This window comes from Nocardia aegles (assembly GCF_052545135.1).
Genome location: NZ_JBQWRI010000005.1, coordinates 127,660 through 145,194 on the forward strand (window position 1 = coordinate 127,660; position 17,535 = coordinate 145,194).

At 69.8% G+C, this 17,535-nt stretch carries 18 protein-coding genes; 15 read left to right on the top strand and 3 right to left on the bottom strand.

The features are described from left to right. Positions 1-8: 8 nt before the first annotated feature. Positions 9-707, bottom strand: coding sequence for a thiamine phosphate synthase (gene thiE / locus ACT89H_RS16260; RefSeq protein WP_445109458.1), 699 nt, complete (start codon positions 705-707; stop codon positions 9-11). A 57-nt stretch (positions 708-764) separates the two neighbouring features. Between thiE and thiO the strand changes: the two genes are divergently transcribed. From thiO to ACT89H_RS16280, 4 genes are all read left to right on the top strand, one after another. Then, entirely contained in the window at positions 765-1,838 is a 1,074-nt protein-coding gene (thiO, locus tag ACT89H_RS16265) for a glycine oxidase ThiO (RefSeq protein WP_445109459.1), read from the top strand. Further along, complete coding sequence (thiS, locus tag ACT89H_RS16270) at positions 1,835-2,053, top strand: sulfur carrier protein ThiS (protein WP_039802606.1); 219 nt, start codon at positions 1,835-1,837, stop codon at positions 2,051-2,053. The genes thiO and thiS overlap by 4 nt, the downstream gene beginning before the upstream one ends. After that, complete coding sequence (locus ACT89H_RS16275; RefSeq protein WP_445109460.1) at positions 2,046-2,831, top strand: thiazole synthase; 786 nt, start codon at positions 2,046-2,048, stop codon at positions 2,829-2,831. Before thiS ends, ACT89H_RS16275 begins: the two co-directional genes overlap by 8 nt. 74 nt (positions 2,832-2,905) lie before the next feature. Further along, the gene (locus tag ACT89H_RS16280) at positions 2,906-3,466 is read left to right on the top strand and encodes a DUF8020 domain-containing protein (protein WP_445109461.1); all 561 of its coding nucleotides are present in this window, start codon (positions 2,906-2,908) and stop codon (positions 3,464-3,466) included. A 72-nt stretch (positions 3,467-3,538) separates the two neighbouring features. On the opposite strand, the gene ACT89H_RS16285 is transcribed toward ACT89H_RS16280, so the two are convergent. Further along, a complete protein-coding gene (locus ACT89H_RS16285) occupies positions 3,539-3,997 on the bottom strand; it encodes a DUF6194 family protein (RefSeq protein ID WP_445109462.1) in 459 nt (152 codons plus the stop codon). Positions 3,998-4,060: 63 nt separating this feature from the next. Here ACT89H_RS16285 and ACT89H_RS16290 point away from each other — a divergent pair, with 63 nt between their 5' ends. The 4 genes from ACT89H_RS16290 to ACT89H_RS16305 all read left to right on the top strand — a co-directional run bounded on the left by ACT89H_RS16290 (position 4,061) and on the right by ACT89H_RS16305 (position 7,915). Further along, positions 4,061-4,774 (top strand): MerR family transcriptional regulator, encoded by a 714-nt coding sequence (locus tag ACT89H_RS16290; protein WP_445109463.1) that lies wholly within the window; start codon positions 4,061-4,063, stop codon positions 4,772-4,774. A gap of 146 nt (positions 4,775-4,920) precedes the next feature. Then, the gene (locus ACT89H_RS16295; protein WP_445109464.1) at positions 4,921-5,895 is read left to right on the top strand and encodes an ABC transporter ATP-binding protein; all 975 of its coding nucleotides are present in this window, start codon (positions 4,921-4,923) and stop codon (positions 5,893-5,895) included. Further along, complete coding sequence (locus ACT89H_RS16300) at positions 5,895-6,656, top strand: ABC transporter permease (protein WP_445109465.1); 762 nt, start codon at positions 5,895-5,897, stop codon at positions 6,654-6,656. The genes ACT89H_RS16295 and ACT89H_RS16300 overlap by 1 nt, the downstream gene beginning before the upstream one ends. 515 nt (positions 6,657-7,171) lie before the next feature. After that, the gene (locus ACT89H_RS16305; RefSeq protein WP_445109767.1) at positions 7,172-7,915 is read left to right on the top strand and encodes an adenylate/guanylate cyclase domain-containing protein; all 744 of its coding nucleotides are present in this window, start codon (positions 7,172-7,174) and stop codon (positions 7,913-7,915) included. A 21-nt stretch (positions 7,916-7,936) separates the two neighbouring features. On the opposite strand, the gene ACT89H_RS16310 is transcribed toward ACT89H_RS16305, so the two are convergent. Continuing rightward, positions 7,937-8,104, bottom strand: coding sequence for a CG2302 family histidine operon protein (locus ACT89H_RS16310; RefSeq protein ID WP_498049535.1), 168 nt, complete (start codon positions 8,102-8,104; stop codon positions 7,937-7,939). 173 nt (positions 8,105-8,277) lie between these two features. On the opposite strand from ACT89H_RS16310, the gene ACT89H_RS16315 reads away from it, so the two are divergent. The 7 genes from ACT89H_RS16315 to ACT89H_RS16345 all read left to right on the top strand — a co-directional run bounded on the left by ACT89H_RS16315 (position 8,278) and on the right by ACT89H_RS16345 (position 17,434). After that, the gene (locus tag ACT89H_RS16315; protein WP_445109466.1) at positions 8,278-9,993 is read left to right on the top strand and encodes an acyclic terpene utilization AtuA family protein; all 1,716 of its coding nucleotides are present in this window, start codon (positions 8,278-8,280) and stop codon (positions 9,991-9,993) included. A gap of 70 nt (positions 9,994-10,063) precedes the next feature. Then, positions 10,064-11,215 (top strand): acyl-CoA dehydrogenase family protein, encoded by a 1,152-nt coding sequence (locus ACT89H_RS16320; protein ID WP_445109467.1) that lies wholly within the window; start codon positions 10,064-10,066, stop codon positions 11,213-11,215. Continuing rightward, complete coding sequence (locus tag ACT89H_RS16325) at positions 11,212-12,810, top strand: acyl-CoA carboxylase subunit beta (RefSeq protein ID WP_445109468.1); 1,599 nt, start codon at positions 11,212-11,214, stop codon at positions 12,808-12,810. Before ACT89H_RS16320 ends, ACT89H_RS16325 begins: the two co-directional genes overlap by 4 nt. 8 nt (positions 12,811-12,818) lie before the next feature. Then, positions 12,819-14,825 (top strand): acetyl/propionyl/methylcrotonyl-CoA carboxylase subunit alpha, encoded by a 2,007-nt coding sequence (locus ACT89H_RS16330; RefSeq protein ID WP_445109469.1) that lies wholly within the window; start codon positions 12,819-12,821, stop codon positions 14,823-14,825. Then, entirely contained in the window at positions 14,822-16,027 is a 1,206-nt protein-coding gene (locus ACT89H_RS16335) for an acyl-CoA dehydrogenase family protein (RefSeq protein ID WP_445109470.1), read from the top strand. Before ACT89H_RS16330 ends, ACT89H_RS16335 begins: the two co-directional genes overlap by 4 nt. 10 nt (positions 16,028-16,037) lie before the next feature. Next, positions 16,038-16,814, top strand: a complete 777-nt coding sequence (locus ACT89H_RS16340; RefSeq protein ID WP_445109471.1) for an enoyl-CoA hydratase family protein — start codon at positions 16,038-16,040, stop codon at positions 16,812-16,814. A gap of 5 nt (positions 16,815-16,819) precedes the next feature. Further along, positions 16,820-17,434, top strand: coding sequence for a TetR/AcrR family transcriptional regulator (locus ACT89H_RS16345; protein WP_445109472.1), 615 nt, complete (start codon positions 16,820-16,822; stop codon positions 17,432-17,434). Positions 17,435-17,535 lie beyond the last annotated feature (101 nt).

The following is a 17,535-nucleotide window of genomic DNA, read 5'->3' on the forward strand; positions in this document are numbered from 1 at the left end:
CGCGGCGCTCACGCGTTCGCCAGCAGGGCCGTTTTCAGCTCGCGCGCCGCGGCTTCCGGATCGCGCGCCTCGGTGATCGCACGCACCACGACGACTCGCTCGGCTCCGGCTTCCAGCACTTGCGCGAGGTTCTCGGCGTTGATCCCGCCGATCGCGAACCAGGGCCGGGTGGGATGGGCGTCCGCGGTGGAGCGGATCAATTCCGGGCCCGCCGCCTGCCTGCCGGGTTTGGTCGGGGTCGCCCAGATGGGCCCGGTGCAGAAGTAATCGATGTGCTCATCGATCGCGGCGAGCCCGGCCTGCGCGCGATTGTGCGTGGATCGTCCGATCACCACGTCGGGCCCGAGGATCCGGCGCGCGTACCAGGGCGGCAGGTCGCCCTGGCCGAGGTGCAGCACGTCGGCGGTCGCGGCGAGGGCGATGTCGGCGCGATCGTTCACCGCGACCAGGCCGCCGTGCCTGCGCGCGGCGGCCTTCAGTTCGGCCAGCGCGCCGAGTTCGGCCCTGGCCTCCAGCGGGCCGAATTCGGCCTCGCCCGCTGATCCTTTGTCCCTGAGCTGGATGATGTCGACTCCGCCTGCGAACGCGGCCTCGGCGAAGTTGGCCAGATCGCCCTTCTCCCGACGGGCGTCGGTGCACAGGTACAGGCGCGCGTTCGCCAGACGCTCCCGCGGCGAGGCGGGTCGATTGGGGTGGGAGGGTTGCACGCTCTCGACCGTAGCCGCGCTACCGTGGGGATGCGAAACAGGAGGCAGGTGGATCGGATGCGGACTCTGGCCGTCGTCGGTGGCGGCGCTGTCGGGCTCGCCGTGGCCTGGCGGGCCGCGGAGGCCGGTTGGTCGGTGACCCTGTTCGATCCGGCGATCGCCACCGGGGCCTCCTGGGTGGCCGGGGGCATGCTGGCACCGTTGTCGGAGGGCTGGCCCGGCGAGGAGCGGGTGCTCGAATTCGGCGCCGCGTCGCTGGCCCGCTGGCCGGAATTCGCTGCCCGGCTCGATGCCGCGACCGGTGTCGCGGTCTTCGTGGCCGACGAGACCATGACCGTCGCGCTGGACGCGGCCGACGCGGCCGACCTGCGGACCGTGGCCGACTGGGTCGGCGCGCGCGGGCACGAGCTGCGCATGCTCGACCGCCCGGGTGTGCGCGAGCGGGAACCCGGCCTGGCCAGGACGGTGCGGGCCGCGCTGCTCGCACCGGCCGAACCCGCCATCGACAATCGCAAGTTGGTCGCCGCGCTGCGGCAGGCCGCCGCGGCGGCGGGCGTCGTGGTGTGCGCCGAGTCGGTAGCCGCGCTGACGGAACTTCCGCACGACCAAGTCGTGCTCGCGGCGGGAGCCGCGTCGGCGGCATTGTGGCCGGAGCTGCCGGTCCGCCCGGTCAAGGGCGAGATCCTGCGCCTGCGCCACCGGCCCGGTGTCGCCCCCGCGCCGCGCCGGGTGATCCGGGCCAGAGTGCACGGGCGCGCGGTGTATCTGGTGCCGCGCGCCGACGGGATCGTCGTGGGCGCAACGCAGTACGAGGCGGGTTTCGACACCGCGGTCACCGTCGCGGGCGTACGTGACCTGATCGCCGACGCGGAGGCGGTGTTCCCCGGCATCGGCGAATACGAACTCGCCGAAGCGAGCGCGGGTTCCCGGCCGGGCACCCCGGACAACCTCCCGCTGATCGGCCGGCTCACCGACCGGATCGTCGCGGCCACCGGGCACGGCCGCAACGGCATGCTGACACTGCCGCTCACGGTGGACGCGGTGGCGAGCCTGCTCGGCGGGGCGATGCTGCCCGAAGCGGAAGTAGCCGACCCGCAACGGTTTCCGACGACTGTAGGAGGAATTCGATGACGCTGTCATCCGTCCCCATCGGTGTCACGGTGAACGGCGACGAGCACGAGTTCGCCGAGCCGCTCACCGTGCGTGAGCTGCTGGAACGCCTCGAATTACCAAGTCGGGGTGTCGCGCTCGCGGTGGACGGAGCCGTATTCCCCAAATCGCGCTGGGACGAACCGGTCGGGCGCGGCTGGCAGATCGAGGTGCTGACGGCGGTTCAAGGTGGCTGAGGCGGCGACGGCATCCGCCGGGTCCGACGCCCCGCTGCGGATCGCCGACCGGGAGTTCGGTTCCCGCCTGATCATGGGCACCGGCGGCGCGGAGAATCTCGCCGTCCTGGAGCAGGCGCTGATCGCCTCTGGCACCGAGTTGACCACCGTGGCCATGCGGCGCGTCGATGCCGCGGGCGGTACCGGCGTGCTCGACCTGCTGAAGCGGCTGGACATCGCGCCGCTGCCGAACACGGCCGGTTGCCGCACCGCGGCCGAGGCCGTGCTCACCGCGCAACTGGCCCGGGAGGCGCTGGACACCAACTGGGTGAAGCTCGAGGTGGTCGCCGACGAGCGCACTCTGCTACCGGACCCGGTCGAACTGCTTACCGCCGCCGAACAACTCGTCGACGACGGGTTCGTGGTGCTGCCCTACACCAGCGACGACCCGATCCTGGCCCGCCGCCTGGAGGAGGCGGGCTGCGTGGCGGTGATGCCGCTGGGCGCGCCCATCGGCACCGGCCTCGGCATCGGCAATCCGCACAACATCGAGATGATCGTCGCCGAAGCGAAGGTCCCGGTCATCCTGGACGCGGGCATCGGCACCGCGAGCGATGCCGCCCTCGCGATGGAACTCGGCTGCTCGGCGGTCTTGCTGGCCACGGCCGTCACCAGGGCGAAGCACCCCGAGCTGATGGCCGCGGCGATGGCGGACGCGGTCCGCGCCGGATACACCGCTCGCCTGGCCGGACGCATCCCCAAACGGTTCTGGGCCCAGGCGTCGTCCCCGGCGCTGTGAGGCGTCGGGACAAGATCGGTTATGTTGTCCTGTTCCGGTCGAGTGACCGGATAGCTAGGGGATGAGAAGTGAATATGAAGAAGTACGTCGCGACGGCCGTTCTGGCGATCGGTGCCATGGCTGTTACGGCGGGAACGGCCTACGGGTCGCCCGCGCCGGCCCCCGCCGCGGACACCGCGGCGGTGCTGACGGATCAGGGAATTGATCACGGGATCGAGTACCGGTCGGTGCTGGGCAGCGACGCCCGCCTGGTGACCACGGTCGCGGACGGCCGGTTCTCCCTCACCAGCGACACCGTCACCCTCGCCGACCAGCACGGCGCGCCGGTGGCCACGATTCCGCTGGCCCACCAGATCGGGGAACAGAAGATCACGCTCGTGCCCGTCGTCGCCGACGACGGCCACCGTCTGGAGCTGACCAACACCGCCGTGCCGACCGGCACGGACATCAGCTACGCCGGAGACCAGTACCGCCTGCAGCGAGCGGGCCAAGCGGCAGGCATCGGCGCCCTCATCGGCGCGCTGCTGGGCCTCCCGCTCCTGATCGGCATCATCCCGGGCGCCATCTTCGGCGCCCTCCTGGGCGCCGCGGTCGGCTACTTCACCCCGGTTCCCGACGAAATCGAACACCCGTAACCGTCCCCGCGAGTGGCACCTGGTGGAAAGTCTTCTCGGGCTTCGCCGCGACCATGTGCCACTCGCGGTCCGTTATGTCCGAGCTGCGCGGCGGGAGCGGGCGAGTTCGTAGGCGGTGCGGAGGAGGACGCGGGTGGGTTCGTCGGTTCGGGCGCCGGGGTTGATCACTGCCAGCCAACCGGCCGATGCGTAGACCGGGTGGGGGATCACAGTGTCCACCGCGCTCGGATCGTCGGGAGTGAATGGTTCGCGGGGGGTGTGGCCGGTCCAGTGGGTGAAAGCCTCTTTTCCGGCGGCGATGTTGACGCGAAATGCATCGGGGCGGTCCAGTCCCGAACTTTCGTCGCCGGGGTAGTTCTTCGTGACGATCGTCGCGAAGGGCTGGGTCGCCTTCGGTACGGCGCCGTCCGGCGAGTAGTAGAAGAACGTGTCGCCCCAGCTGATCTCCGGTGAGCCGTCACCGGGGCCGGGGCGAAGTGCGCGAACTCCGTCGAGGGCGCAGACGAAGCCGATGATCTCGTCGATGGTCATGTGTTCCAGCGTTTCATTAAGGTGCTTGTGGCGACTTTGAGTGAGAGATGCAGGTCAAATGGCGTGATCAGTCGCAACTCCACGTTGCGCACGGCCGACGTGGCGCGGCAAGTCGGGTACTCCGTACAGCAGATCCGCAACCTCGAACGCGACGGCGTCCTTCCGACCGCTGTACGCACTGCGACCGGCTATCGCAGATACGGCGAGGTGCATGTGCGTTCCGCACTCGCCTATCGGGCGCTGGCGGCGGGCGTCGGCCCCGTCGAGGCCAAGCGCATCGTTCGCGCCGTCCACGAGGAACCGTTTCCCGAGGTGCTGGCCCGGCTCGATGCGGCACACGCCCGGCTCGACCGGGAGCGCACCGATCTGGCACTCGCCAAGCAGGCGGCTGAGGTGATCGCCGCCGAGCCGATCGCCGACGTGCTCCCGTCGGACGCGATGAGCGTCGCCGAACTCGCCGACGCACTGGGCGTGCGCCCGTCGACACTGCGGCATTGGGACGCGGAGGGGCTCGTCGTCCCGGATCGCGCGACCGTACAGGGCGCGCGGCGGTACTCTCCCGCCCAGGTCCGGGATGCCCGGATCGTCCATCAGCTCCGCAGGGCCGGATACCGCGTCGACACGCTGAAGACCTTGATGCCCGACCTGCCGCGCGGCCACCGATCCGATGACGTCGAGACGGCATTGGCGGCCCGGGACGCGAGCATCACGGCTCGCTCCCGCGCGCTACTCGACGCGGCGGCCGAGCTCGCCGCCGTGATCGCGCTCGCGGTGTGAATCCCGGCGTCGCCGAACTGCAGAGCCGGTGAGCCGTCGACCTCGACCCTTAGGGGTGCCCTATGCCATCCCTCATCCTCGAGGATGATGCGACTCGGCACCAATTACCGACGCGCGCGCCCGCGATGTGCGGAATGCTGGGCGGCATGATCGAGCTGAAAGGCCTCACCAAGCACTACGGGCAGACCGTAGCGGTGCAGGATCTGACCTTCACGGTTCGGCCCGGGCAGGTGACGGGGTTCCTCGGACCGAACGGCGCGGGCAAATCGACCACCATGCGCATGATCCTCGGATTGGACAGACCCACCGCGGGCACGGCCCTGATCAAGGGCAGGCCCTACCACGAGCTGGACCATCCACTGCGCACCGTCGGGGCGTTGCTGGATGCCAAGTGGGTGCATCCGAACCGGTCGGCGCGGGCCCATCTGGAGTGGATGGCGGCCTCCAACGACATCGCCAGGTCCCGGGTGGAGGAGGTGCTGCGGCTGGTCGGCCTGTCGGAGGTGGCGGGCAAATCCGCGGGCGGTTTCTCGCTCGGCATGTCGCAGCGGCTCGGCCTGGCCGGCGCGCTGCTCGGCGACCCGGAGGTGCTGCTGTTCGACGAGCCGGTGAACGGCCTCGATCCGGAGGGCATCCTGTGGATCCGCCGGTTCATGCAGCGACTGGCCGTCGAGGGCCGCACGGTGCTGGTCTCCAGTCATCTGCTGTCGGAGATGGCACAGACCGCCGAGCACCTGGTGGTGATCGGACGCGGCAAGCTCATCTCCGACTCCACCACCCACGAATTCATCGAACGCGCCTCCGAGCAGTCGGTCCGGGTGCGCAGCCCGCAGCTCGATCAGCTGCGCAGCGTGCTCACTTCCAATGGCATGACCGTCCGCGAGGACGGCGCGAGCACCGACGGACCGGCGCTCATGGTGGCGGGCGTCACCAGTGACGCGGTGGGCAAGCTGGCCGGCGAGAACAACATCACCCTGTTCGAACTGGCCCCGCGGCGCGCGTCGCTGGAAGAGGCGTTCATGCGGATGACCGGCGGTGTGGTGCAGTACCACGGCGAAGGCTTCGATTCGCCGGTCCCCACCGACGGCGGCTCCTACACAGCGATGGGAGGTGCGCTCTGATGGGCGTGCTGGCAGCGGAACGAATCAAGCTCACCTCCACCAGGTCGCCCTGGTGGTGCTCGGCGATCGTCATCGCCCTAGCGCTGGGCATGGCCGCGCTGCTCGCCTCGGTGGCGCGTGCGTCCTACGGCACGGAAGGCGCGATCGACCTGACCGTCGCCACCGCGGCGGTCGGGGTCAGCGGCATCGGCGTGATGGTCCTGATGATCATGGCCACCTTGTCCGTGACCAGCGAATATCGCTTCGGCATCATCCGGACGACGTTCCAGGCGACGCCGCATCGGGCCAAAGTCATCGTCACCAAGGCCGGCCTGGTAAGTGTGTACGGCGCGCTGCTGACCATTGTCCTGTCGTTCCTCGCCTACGTGGTGGCCAAGGCCATCAGCGGACCGGAAGCGGGCGCGGCCCTCACCCTGTCCAGCGCGGCCGACTGGCGCGAGGTCTACGCCATCCCGATCTACGCATTCCTGTGCGTGCTGCTCGCGGTCGGTGTCGGCGTGCTGGTACGGCAGTCCGCGGCGGCGATCTCGCTGATCGTTTTGTGGCCGCTGGTGATCGAGGGGCTGCTCGGCGCGTTCGGCAGCTTCGGGCGCAACGTCACCCCGTTCCTGCCTTTCGCGAACGCGAACCGTTTCATGAGCGCCTCCCCGTCCACGGCCAACTGGCACTGGGGACCCTGGGGCAGCCTGCTGTACTTCACCGTCTTCGTCGCGATCGTCTTCGGCGCATCCCTGGTCGTGGTGAACCAGCGCGACGCTTGAGGCGAGTTCACCTGACGACCCGAGTCGCCTTCCCTCGCCACTCGGGTTGACAGGGCGCCGACCTTGTCGGGAGGTCCGGCGCTCCCGGCACCGTCCGTCACTGCCCGGCGGACGGTGCTCTGATCGGCCCGGTGCGAATGCTCGCGCCGGGCCGATCGTACGTATGAACATCGAGGAAACTATGCCGCTGGCCGCTTCCGAGACCCCTTCTCACCCGAGTAGCCTCGGTTCAGCAACCAGCTCGTTATCTATTGCCGGGCCCGAAGATGTGCTCGCTGAGGTTCGCAGCGGAGGTGCATATGGTGTTGATCGGTGACCTGTCGACGACGGATCGGCTGAGACACCCTCTAGGCGTGCGTGGCGCACCGTCCGGCGGCGCCGAGCCGGGGCCGGAGGCCGATGGCGGCGTACCGCCCGAGGCGGTCATTCCATTGGAGCCGTCCGATGCTCACCGCCGTTCTGGCGGATCCTGCCGTGGTCAGCTATCTGCGCTGGTGAGCGCGGCGAATCAGCGGATGGGCCTGATCGGCGCGCTGCGCAAGGCGCGGGAGCAGTTGCCGGGTGACCCGGCTTTCGGCGACCCGTTGTCGGTTTCCGGGCCCGGTGGCGCGCGAGCGGTCGCGCGGGCAGCGGACAAGCTGGTCGGCGACGCCCCGAGCGCCGCGCGAGAGATCGGCTTCGGCGCTTTGCAGGTCTGGCAGGCCGCCCTGGAGCGGATGGGACGCGGCAAAGGTAGCCAAGAAGTAACTGTAATGTTTACCGACCTGGTGGCCTTCTCGCGCTGGTCGCTCTCGGCCGGTGATGAGGCCACCCTCGAACTGCTGCGCATGGTGGCCACGGCCATCGAGCCGCCGATCGCCGATCGCGGCGGACACGTGGTCAAGCGCATGGGCGACGGCTTGATGGCGGTGTTCCCCACGGCCGACCGGGCGGTGCGCGCAGCCGTGGCCGCCAAACGCAACCTGTCCGACGTGCGGGTGCACGGCTATACCCCGCGGATGCGAATCGGTTTGCACACCGGCTCCCCGCGCGAGATCGGGGGCGATTGGCTCGGGGTGGACGTCACCATCGCGGCCCGGGTCATGGAGGCGGGCGGCAACGGCAACACCATGCTGTCGGAGGCCACGCTCCAGGCGTTGCGGCGAGAGACGCCGGCGGAACTGGGTTTGGCGGTCAAGCAGTATCAGCGCGGCTTCTTCGCCGCTGCGCTCAATGGAGTCCCCGACGACCTGCGGATCTTCCGGCTGTCGAAGGGCTGAGCCGCCTCGCCGTCGCTCGGCTCATCCGAGCCACCAGGCCAGCGCGCCGCCCGCGGCGAGGACGGCGCAGGCGGCCAGTGCGATCGACAGCGGCCGGGCCGTCTTCCAGGTGGTGTAGACGCCGCCGAGCAGGAAGCCCGACAGGGCGAACAGAACGATCACGGTGACGTCGCTGGACACGCTGCACATCTTGCTCCAGGCTGCTCGGCCGGGCAGCGGCCGGGGTGGCGGGGCGGCAATTAACAATCACTCATGCTTGCTTTTTTCGGGGCGCGGTGTGATGCTGGTCACGGAACGCGGACTTCACGGGTGCGGCAGGCGGCTCATCCTGACAGTTCGCCGCACAGGAGGCATTCCCGCTGATGAGTATGCTGGCCGCCGACCCGGACGTGCTCCGGATCGGCAACTGTTCCGGCTTCTACGGTGATCGGCTCGGTGCCATGCGCGAGATGCTGGAAGGCGGGCAACTCGACGTCCTCACCGGCGACTATCTCGCCGAACTCACCATGCTGATCCTCGGCCGGGACCGGCTGAAGGACCCGGACCTCGGCTACGCCAAGACCTTCGTCGCGCAGATCGAGGACTGCCTCGGGCTGGCGCTCGAACGCAACGTGCGGATCGTGGCGAACGCGGGCGGCCTCAACCCGGCCGGCCTGGCCGAACGTGTGCGCAAGGTCGCCGCCGACCTCGGGCTGGACGCCAAGGTCGCGCACGTCGAGGGCGACGACCTGCTCGCGCGCGCCGCCGCCCTCGGCTTCGGCGCGCCGCTGACCGCCAACGCCTACCTCGGCGCATGGGGCATCGTCGAATGCCTGAACGCGGGCGCGGACATCGTGGTCACCGGCCGGGTCACCGACGCGTCCGTGGTCGTCGGCCCGGCTGCCGCGCACTTCGGTTGGGGCCGAACCGATTACGACCGCCTGGCCGGCGCGGTGGTGGCCGGGCACGTCATCGAGTGCGGCACCCAGGCAACCGGCGGCAACTACGCCTTCTTCACCGAACTCGCCGATCTGGGCAGGCCGGGCTTCCCGATCGCGGAGCTCCACGCCGACGGCAGCAGCGTCATCACCAAGCACGCGGGCACCGGAGGCGCGGTCACCGTCGACACGGTCGAGGCCCAGCTCATGTACGAGGTCCAGGGAGTGCGCTACGCCGGGCCGGATGTCACCTCCCGGCTGGACACCATCCGGCTCGACCAGGACGGCCCGGACCGGGTGCGGATCAGCGGCGTCACCGGTGCGGCCCCGCCGCCCCGGCTCAAGGTCTCGCTGAACACCCTCGGCGGCTTCCGCAACGAGATGGAATTCGTGCTCACCGGTCTGGATATCGAGGCGAAAGCGGAACTGGCGCGACGTCAGCTGGAGTCCTGGCTGCCGACCCGCCCCGCCGAGCTGACCTGGACCCTCGCCCGCCTGGACCGCCCGGACGCCGAAACCGAGGAGCAGGCCAGCGCGCTGCTGCGCTGCGTGGTGCGCGACCCGGACCCCGGCAAGGTCGGACGCTCGTTCTCCAACGTCGCGGTGGAGCTCGCGCTGGCCAGCTACCCGGGATGCAGTTTCACCACCTTGCCGGGCAACGGTTCTCCCTACGGCGTGTTCACCCCCGGTTTCGTCGACGCCGCCGAAGTGCCGCACACGGCGGTGCTGCCGGACGGCGCCCGCGTCGAGATCGCACCGCCGGCGGAGACCGCCGAACTCGCCGCCGTCGCCGAGCCCCCCGCCCCGGAGCCGCTGCCCGCCGGGGAAACCCGCCGCCTGCCGCTGGGAACCATCGCGCTGGCCCGCAGCGGCGACAAAGGCGGTGACGCGAATGTCGGCGTGTGGGTGCGCACCGACGAGCAATGGCGCTGGCTGGTGCACACGCTCACCGTGGAGCGGGTCAAAGAACTACTCCCCGAGGCGGCTTCGCTGACCGTCACCCGGCACGTCCTGCCCAATCTGCGGGCGCTGAACTTCGTCATCGAAGGCTTACTCGGACTCGGCGTGGCGTATCAGGCCCGCTTCGACCCGCAGGCCAAGGGACTCGGCGAATGGCTGCGGTCTCGTCACCTCGACATTCCAGTGGAGCTTTTCGCATGACCGGTCAGGCCCGGAGGCGGCAGCTCGCGTCACCACGCAGGGGCCCCGGCCATGCGAGAGAGGACACCGCATGACGAAACTCTGGGAAACGCCGGAACGCCGCGAATTGCGTTCCACGGTGCGGGGGTTCGTGCAGCGCGAGATCCTGCCGTACTTGGACGGCTGGGAGCGCGCCGGCGAGATCCCGCGCGAGCTGCACCAGAAGGCGGGTGAGCTGGGCCTGCTCGGCGTGCAGTTCCCGGAATCCGCCGGCGGTTGCGGCGGCGACGGCGTGGACGCCATGATTGTCTGCGAGGAGATGCACCAGGCCGGTGCGTCCGGGGGGTTGTTCGCCTCGCTGTTCACCTGCGGCATCGCCGTGCCGCACATCATCGCCTCGGGCAACGCCGAGCAGATCGAGCGCTGGGTGAAGCCGACGCTCGCCGGCGCGAAGATCGGTTCGCTCGCGATCACCGAGCCCGGCGGCGGCTCCGACGTCGGGCACCTCACCACCACCGCCCGCCGCGACGGCGACCACTACATCGTCAACGGCGCCAAGACCTACATCACCTCGGGCGTCCGCGCCGACTTCGTGGTCACTGCCGTGCGCACCGGCGGACCCGGCTCCGGCGGCATCTCGTTGCTCATCGTCGACAAGGACACGCCCGGCTGCACGGTCGGCCGCAAGCTGGACAAGATGGGCTGGCTGGCCTCCGACACCGCCGAGCTGTCCTACGTCGACGTCCGGGTGCCGACGCAGAACCTGGTCGGCCCGGAGAATTCCGGATTCTCCCAGATCGTGGGCGCGTTCGTCAGCGAGCGGGTCGGCCTCGCGGTGCAGGCGTATTCCAGCGCGCAGCGCTGCCTGGATCTGACCTTGGAGTGGGTGCGCCACCGCGAAACCTTCGGTCGTCCACTGATCAGCAGGCAGGCGGTGCAGAACACGGTCACCGAGATGGCGCGGCGCATCGATGTCGCCCGCGTCTACACCCGGAATGTGGTGCAGCGCAGCGCCGAAGGCGAGACCGACCTCATCGCCGAGGTGTGCTTCGCGAAGAACACCGCGGTGGCGGCGGGCGAGTGGGTGGCCAACCAGGCCGTCCAGTTGTTCGGCGGTCTCGGTTACATGCGCGAATCCGAGATCGAGCGTCAGTACCGGGACATGCGCATCCTCGGCATCGGCGGCGGCACCACGGAAATACTGACCGGACTGGCGGCGAAACGATTGGGATACCAGGCATGACCATTCTGCGCAGCACCTTGGACACCACCGCCCCCGAGTACGCGGCGGCGGCGGAGGCCATGACCGCCAAAGTCGCCGAGGTCGAGGCGGAGTTCGCCAAGGCCATCGCGGGCGGCGGGCCGGACAAGCTGGCGCGGCATCGCAAACGCGGCAAGCTGACCGCCCGCGAACGCATCGAACTGCTCGTCGACGAGGACTCGCCGTTCCTGGAGCTGTGCCCGCTGGCGGGCTGGGGCAGCGAATTCCACGTCGGCGGCAGCACAGTCGCGGGTATCGGCATCGTGGAGGGCGTCGAGTGCATGATCGTCGCGCCCGATCCAACCGTGCGCGGCGGCACCTCGAATCCGTGGACGCTGCGCAAGACGTTGCGCGTCAACGACATCGTGCGGGAGAACCGGCTGCCGGTGATCTCGCTGGTGGAGTCCGGCGGCGCGGACCTGCCCACGCAGAAGGAGGTCTTCGTCCCGGGCGGCCGGATGTTCCGCGACCTCACCCAGGCCTCGGCGGCGGGCATCCCGACCATCGCGCTGGTATTCGGCAACTCCACCGCGGGCGGCGCCTACATCCCCGGCATGTCCGATCACGTGGTGATGGTCAAAGAGCGCTCCAAGGTGTTCCTCGGCGGCCCGCCGCTGGTCAAGATGGCCACCGGTGAGGAGTCCGACGACGAATCGCTCGGCGGCGCGGACATGCACGCGCGGGTCTCCGGCCTCGCGGACTACTTCGCGGTGGACGAGCAGGACGCCATCCGCATCGGCCGCTCCATTGTCAAGCGGCTGAACTGGCGCAAGCAGGGCCCCGCCCCGCGCGCCCAGGTGCTCGAGCCGCTCTACGACGCGGAGGATCTGCTCGGCATCGTGCCGCCGGATCTGAAGACTCCGTTCGACCCGCGCGAGGTGATCGCGCGCATCGTGGACGGGTCGGACTTCGACGAGTTCAAGCCGCTCTACGGCAGCAGCCTGGTCACCGGATGGGCTGAGCTGCACGGATATCCGGTCGGCATCCTGGCCAACGCGCGCGGTGTGCTGTTCTCCGAGGAATCGCAGAAGGCCACCCAGTTCATCCAGCTGGCCAACAAGACGAACACCCCGCTGCTGTTCCTGCACAACACCACCGGCTACATGGTCGGCAAGGAGTACGAGCAGAAGGGCATCATCAAGCACGGTGCGATGATGATCAACGCGGTCTCCAACTCGAAGGTGCCGCACATCTCGGTGCTGATGGGCGCGTCCTACGGCGCGGGTCACTACGGCATGTGCGGCCGGGCCTACGACCCGCGCTTCCTCTTCGCCTGGCCCAGCGCGAAATCCGCCGTCATGGGCGGCGCGCAGCTGGCGGGCGTCATCTCGATCGTGGGCCGGGCCGCCGCCGAGGCCAAGGGCGTGCCGTTCGACGAGGAGGCCGACGCCGGGATGCGCGCCATGGTGGAGGCGCAGATCGAGGCCGAATCGCTGGCGATGTTCATGTCCGGGCGGCTCTACGACGACGGCGTCATCGACCCGCGCGACACCCGCACCGTGTTGGGAATGTCCCTGTCGGCCGTTCACAACGCCCCGATCAACGGCGCCGACGGCTTCGGCGTCTTCCGAATGTGAGGCCGAACATGACAGGTGCGCTGATCACGAACGTTCTCGTCGCCAACCGTGGCGAAATCGCCCGCCGGGTCTTCGCGACCTGCCGCCGGACGGGTCTGGGCACCGTCGCGGTGTACTCCGACGCGGATGCCGCCGCGCCGCACGTCACCGAGGCGGACGCAGCGGTGCGCCTGCCCGGCGACACACCTGCGGAGACCTACCTGCGCGGTGAGCTGATCATCGAGGCCGCGCTCGCCGCAGGCGCCGACGCCATCCACCCCGGATACGGGTTCCTCTCGGAGAACGCCGAATTCGCCAAGGCCGTGCTCGACGCCGGGTTGATCTGGATCGGCCCGCCCGTCGAGGCGATCGAGCAGATGGGCTCGAAGGTCGCCGCGAAGAAGATGATGGACGCCGCGGGCGTGCCGGTGCTCGCCGAACTGGACCCGGCCGAGGTCACCGCCGCGCACCTGCCGGTGCTGATCAAGGCGTCCGCGGGCGGCGGCGGGCGCGGCATGCGCGTGGTCCGCGAGCCGGCCGATCTGGCCGCGCAGATCGAGGCCGCCCGGCGCGAGGCGGAATCCGCCTTCGGCGATCCGACGGTCTTCTGCGAACGCTACCTGGAGACCGGCAGGCACATCGAAGTCCAGGTGATGGCCGACGCGCACGGCACGATCTGGGCCGTCGGCGAGCGCGAGTGCTCGATCCAGCGTCGGCATCAGAAGGTGATCGAGGAGGCTCCGTCGCCGCTGGTGGAGCGCACCGAGGGCATGCGGGCGCGGCTGTTCGAGGCGGCGCGGCTGGCGGCGGGCGCGATCGGCTACACCGGTGCGGGCACCGTCGAGTTCCTCGCCGACGAGCAGGGCGAGTTCTTCTTCCTGGAGATGAACACCCGTCTGCAAGTAGAGCATCCGGTCACCGAATGCACTACCGGGCTGGATCTGGTCCGGCTGCAACTGGACGTCGCCGCGGGTGGCGCGCTGCCCGCGCAACCGCCGGCGATGCGCGGACATGCGATCGAGGTCCGGCTCTACGCCGAGGACCCGGCGCACGACTGGCAGCCGCAGAGCGGAACCCTGCACCGGATCGCTATCCCGTCGGTACGCACCGAGTTCGACGTGCTGGACCGCCCGGGCGTGCGGCTGGACACGGGCGTGGTGGACGGCTCGGTGGTCGGCGTGCATTACGACCCGATGCTGGCCAAGGTCATCGCGTACGCCGAAACGCGGGCCGAGGCAGCGCGATTGCTGGCTTCGGCACTGCACCGCGCGAAGATCCATGGCCTGGTGACCAACCGGGACCTGCTGGTGCGCGTACTGCGTCATCCCGCCTTCCTGGCCGGCGACACCGACACCGCGTTCTTCGCCACACACGGACTGGAGGCCTTGGCCGCGCCGCTGGTGCCGGAGTCCGACGAGGCGCTGTCCATCGTGGCCGCCGCGCTCGCCGAGGCCGCCGCCAACCGCCGCAGCGCCCGGGTGGGCGGCGGGCTGCCCAGCGGGTGGCGCAACCTGCCCGCGCAGTCGCAGCGCAAGTCCTACGAAAGCCGGGCCACCGGGACGCATGAGGTGGGTTACCGGTTCGGCCGGACCGGCGTCACCGTGGACGGTCATGAGGGTCTCGCTCTCGTCGAGTCGGCTGCCGATCGCGTCGTGCTGTCGGTCCCGGGCGAACGCGGCCCGGTGCGCAGGCAGTTCGAGGTCGCCCGCTACGGCGACCAGGTCTACGTCGACTCACCGCTGGGCCCGGTGGCGCTGCGCAGGCTGCCGCGCTTCAGCGACCCGGCCGACCAGGTGGCCACCGGCTCTCTGCTGGCGCCCATGCCGGGCAGTGTGCTCCGGCTCGGCGCCGAGGTCGGCAGCCACGTCGAACCGGGTCAGCCGATCCTATGGCTGGAGGCGATGAAGATGGAGCACACCATCGCCGCGCCCGCCGCGGGCGTGCTCAGCGCCGTCAACGTCACCGTCGGCCAGCAGGTCGACGTCGGCGCCGTGCTCGCGGTCATCGAACCCGTAGCAAACCAGGAGACGTTATGACTACAGCATCGCGCGGCGATTCGGTGAGCGGCGTGCCGGGTGGCCCGTTCATCGAAACCGAGGAGCAGAAGGCGCTGCGGGCCGCCGTCGCCGCGCTGGCCGCGAAGTACAACTACCGCGACTACGTGCTGCCGAAGGCCCGCAAGAACGAACCGCTGGACGAATTGTGGCAAGAGGCGGGCGAACTCGGCTTCCTCGGCGTGAACCTGCCGGAGGAATACGGTGGCGGCGGCGCGGGCATGTACGAGCTGTCGCTGGTGCTGGAGGAGCTGTCCGCGCAGGGCGCGGGCCTGCTGCTGATGGTGGTGTCCCCGGCCATCTGCGGCACCATCATCGCCAAGTACGGCACCGACGAGCAGAAGCGGGAATGGTTGCCCAAGCTCGCCGACGGCTCCGGCAAGATGGTCTTCGGCATCACCGAGCCGGACGCGGGCTCCAACACCCACCAGATCACCACCACCGCGCGCCGCGACGGCGACGACTGGATCCTCAACGGCCGCAAGATCTTCATCTCCGGCGTCGACCAGGCCGAGGCCGTACTGATCGTGGCCAGGACCTCTGACCGCAAGACCGGCAAACTCGCGCCCGCGCTGTTCATCGTGCCGACCGACGCCGAAGGCTTCACCAAGACGGCGCAGGAGATGGACATCATCGAGCCCGATCACCAGTACACCCTGTTCCTCGACGACATCCGGCTGCCGTCCACCGCGCTGGTCGGCAGGGCGGACGCGGCGCTGATGCAGCTGTTCGCGGGCCTGAACCCGGAGCGGATCATGGGCGCGGCCATGGCGATCGGCATGGGCCGCTACGCCATCGACCGCGCCGTGGAGTACGCCAAGCAGCGCACGGTCTGGAAGACGCCGATCGGTGCGCACCAGGGCATCGCGCATCCGCTGGCGCAGGTGAAGATCGAAGTGGAGCTGGCGAAGCTGATGATGCAGAAGGCCGCGATCCTGTACGACGCCGGCGACGAGATGGGCGCCGCCGAGGCGGCCAACATGGCGAAATACGCCGCCGCGGAAGCCGGCATCAAGGCGCTCGACCAGGCTGTCCAGACCCATGGCGGCTCCGGCCTGACCAAGGACGTCGGCCTGGCGGCCATGCTCGCGGCCGCTCGCATCGGACGCATCGCGCCGGTGAGCCGGGAAATGGTCCTGAACTTCGTCGCCCAGTACTCGCTGGGCCTGCCGAAGTCGTACTGAGAGGACGCGTATGACCGAGACGGCTCCGTTCGTCCGCTACGAGGTGAGCGCGGGCGTCGCGACGCTCACCTTCGACTCGCCGCACAACCGCAACGCGCTGTCGTCCAAGCTGGTCGCCGAACTGGTGCGCGGACTCGACGACGCGGCTGCCGACGAGAAGGTGCGCGTCATCGTGCTCGCGCACACCGGTAACACCTTCTGCGCGGGCGCCGATCTGAGCGAGGCGGGCGATGCCGATCCGGCCGTGGCCGCCGACGAGCGCACCCGGGTCATGATCGGCGTGCTGCGCAGGCTGGTGGAGATCCCGAAGCCGGTGATCGCGCGGGTCGACGGCAACGTGCGGGCCGGCGGCATGGGCATCGTGGCCGGTTGCGACATCGTGGTGGCCGGGCCGGGCAGCAGTTTCGCGCTCACCGAAGTGCGGATCGGGCTGGCGCCGTTCATGATCTCGCTGACCTTGCTGCCCAGGATCGACCCGCGGGCGGCCGGACGGTACTACCTCACCGGCGAGAAGTTCGACGCCGCCGTCGCCGCGGCGATCGGCCTGGTCACGGTGACCGCCGAGGATCCGGCCGCCGAGGTGGCGCGGCTGTGCGGGGAGCTGCGCAAGGGCTCCCCGCGGGGGCTGGCCGAGGCCAAGCGGTTGGTCAACGCGAGCATCCTCGCCGAGTTCGATGCCTCCGCTGAGGAGCTCGCGCGGCGCTCGGCGAGCTTCTTCGGCACCCCTGAAGTGCACGAGGGCATACTGGCCTTTGTGCAGCGTCGTCCGCCGAGCTGGGCAGAATGACGACCATGGCGACACCCCACGAACCGAAGCAGGACCGCAGCCGAGCCACTCGGCAGCGCCTGCTCGAGGCGACCATCGACTGTCTGGCCGAAATGGGCTGGGCGGCCGCGACGGTCGCGGTCGTCGCCGAACGGGCCGGGGTGTCGCGTGGCGCGGCGCAGCATCACTTTCCCACCAGAGAGGATCTGATCACCGCCGCCCTGGAGTACATGTTCGACACCCGCAGCGGACAGGCGGTGCAGGAGGCCTCGACGCTGACGCAGCTCGGCGACGGCGTCGCCCGCACCGAAGCGGTGGTGGCGGGGCTGGTCGAGTCGTACACCAGTCCGCTGTTCAAAGCAGCGTTGCAGGTGTGGACGCACGCGGCCGCCGACCCGGTGCTGCGCGAACGGATCGTTCCGCTGGAAGCCCGCTTCGGCCGCGCGTCGCACCGCCGCGCGATCGAGGCCCTCGGCGTCGACGATTCCGATCCCGTCACCCACCACCTGGTCCAAGCGACCCTGGACATGGCCCGTGGCCTGGGCTTGGCCGACGTCCTCACCGACGACTCGGCCCGCCGCAAGCGGATAGTCGAGCAGTGGGCGGCCACGCTACACGCCGCCTTGCACGCACCTCGCTGAGGATCGTTCTACACCCCGTCGACAACCAGGAGACGGGCGACGAGAGTGGACGCGATGAGCACTGAGGCCGGCGATGTCCGCGGGGGCGCTCTCGTCCTCGT

What these genes read in the sequence shown, in the direction of transcription:
- ACT89H_RS16325 (WP_445109468.1), top strand. Translation starts at nt 11,212, where the DNA reads ATGACCATTCTGCGCAGCACCTTGGACACCACCGCCCCCGAGTACGCG.
- ACT89H_RS16330 (WP_445109469.1), top strand. Translation starts at nt 12,819, where the DNA reads ATGACAGGTGCGCTGATCACGAACGTTCTCGTCGCCAACCGTGGCGAA.
- ACT89H_RS16335 (WP_445109470.1), top strand. Translation starts at nt 14,822, where the DNA reads ATGACTACAGCATCGCGCGGCGATTCGGTGAGCGGCGTGCCGGGTGGC.
- ACT89H_RS16310 (WP_498049535.1), bottom strand. Translation starts at nt 8,104, where the DNA reads ATGTGCAGCGTGTCCAGCGACGTCACCGTGATCGTTCTGTTCGCCCTG.
- ACT89H_RS16280 (WP_445109461.1), top strand. Translation starts at nt 2,906, where the DNA reads ATGAAGAAGTACGTCGCGACGGCCGTTCTGGCGATCGGTGCCATGGCT.
- ACT89H_RS16340 (WP_445109471.1), top strand. Translation starts at nt 16,038, where the DNA reads ATGACCGAGACGGCTCCGTTCGTCCGCTACGAGGTGAGCGCGGGCGTC.
- ACT89H_RS16345 (WP_445109472.1), top strand. Translation starts at nt 16,820, where the DNA reads ATGGCGACACCCCACGAACCGAAGCAGGACCGCAGCCGAGCCACTCGG.
- ACT89H_RS16285 (WP_445109462.1), bottom strand. Translation starts at nt 3,997, where the DNA reads ATGACCATCGACGAGATCATCGGCTTCGTCTGCGCCCTCGACGGAGTT.
- ACT89H_RS16300 (WP_445109465.1), top strand. Translation starts at nt 5,895, where the DNA reads ATGGGCGTGCTGGCAGCGGAACGAATCAAGCTCACCTCCACCAGGTCG.
- ACT89H_RS16305 (WP_445109767.1), top strand. Translation starts at nt 7,172, where the DNA reads ATGGGCCTGATCGGCGCGCTGCGCAAGGCGCGGGAGCAGTTGCCGGGT.
- thiO (WP_445109459.1), top strand. Translation starts at nt 765, where the DNA reads ATGCGGACTCTGGCCGTCGTCGGTGGCGGCGCTGTCGGGCTCGCCGTG.
- ACT89H_RS16320 (WP_445109467.1), top strand. Translation starts at nt 10,064, where the DNA reads ATGACGAAACTCTGGGAAACGCCGGAACGCCGCGAATTGCGTTCCACG.
- thiS (WP_039802606.1), top strand. Translation starts at nt 1,835, where the DNA reads ATGACGCTGTCATCCGTCCCCATCGGTGTCACGGTGAACGGCGACGAG.
- ACT89H_RS16315 (WP_445109466.1), top strand. Translation starts at nt 8,278, where the DNA reads ATGAGTATGCTGGCCGCCGACCCGGACGTGCTCCGGATCGGCAACTGT.
- ACT89H_RS16295 (WP_445109464.1), top strand. Translation starts at nt 4,921, where the DNA reads ATGATCGAGCTGAAAGGCCTCACCAAGCACTACGGGCAGACCGTAGCG.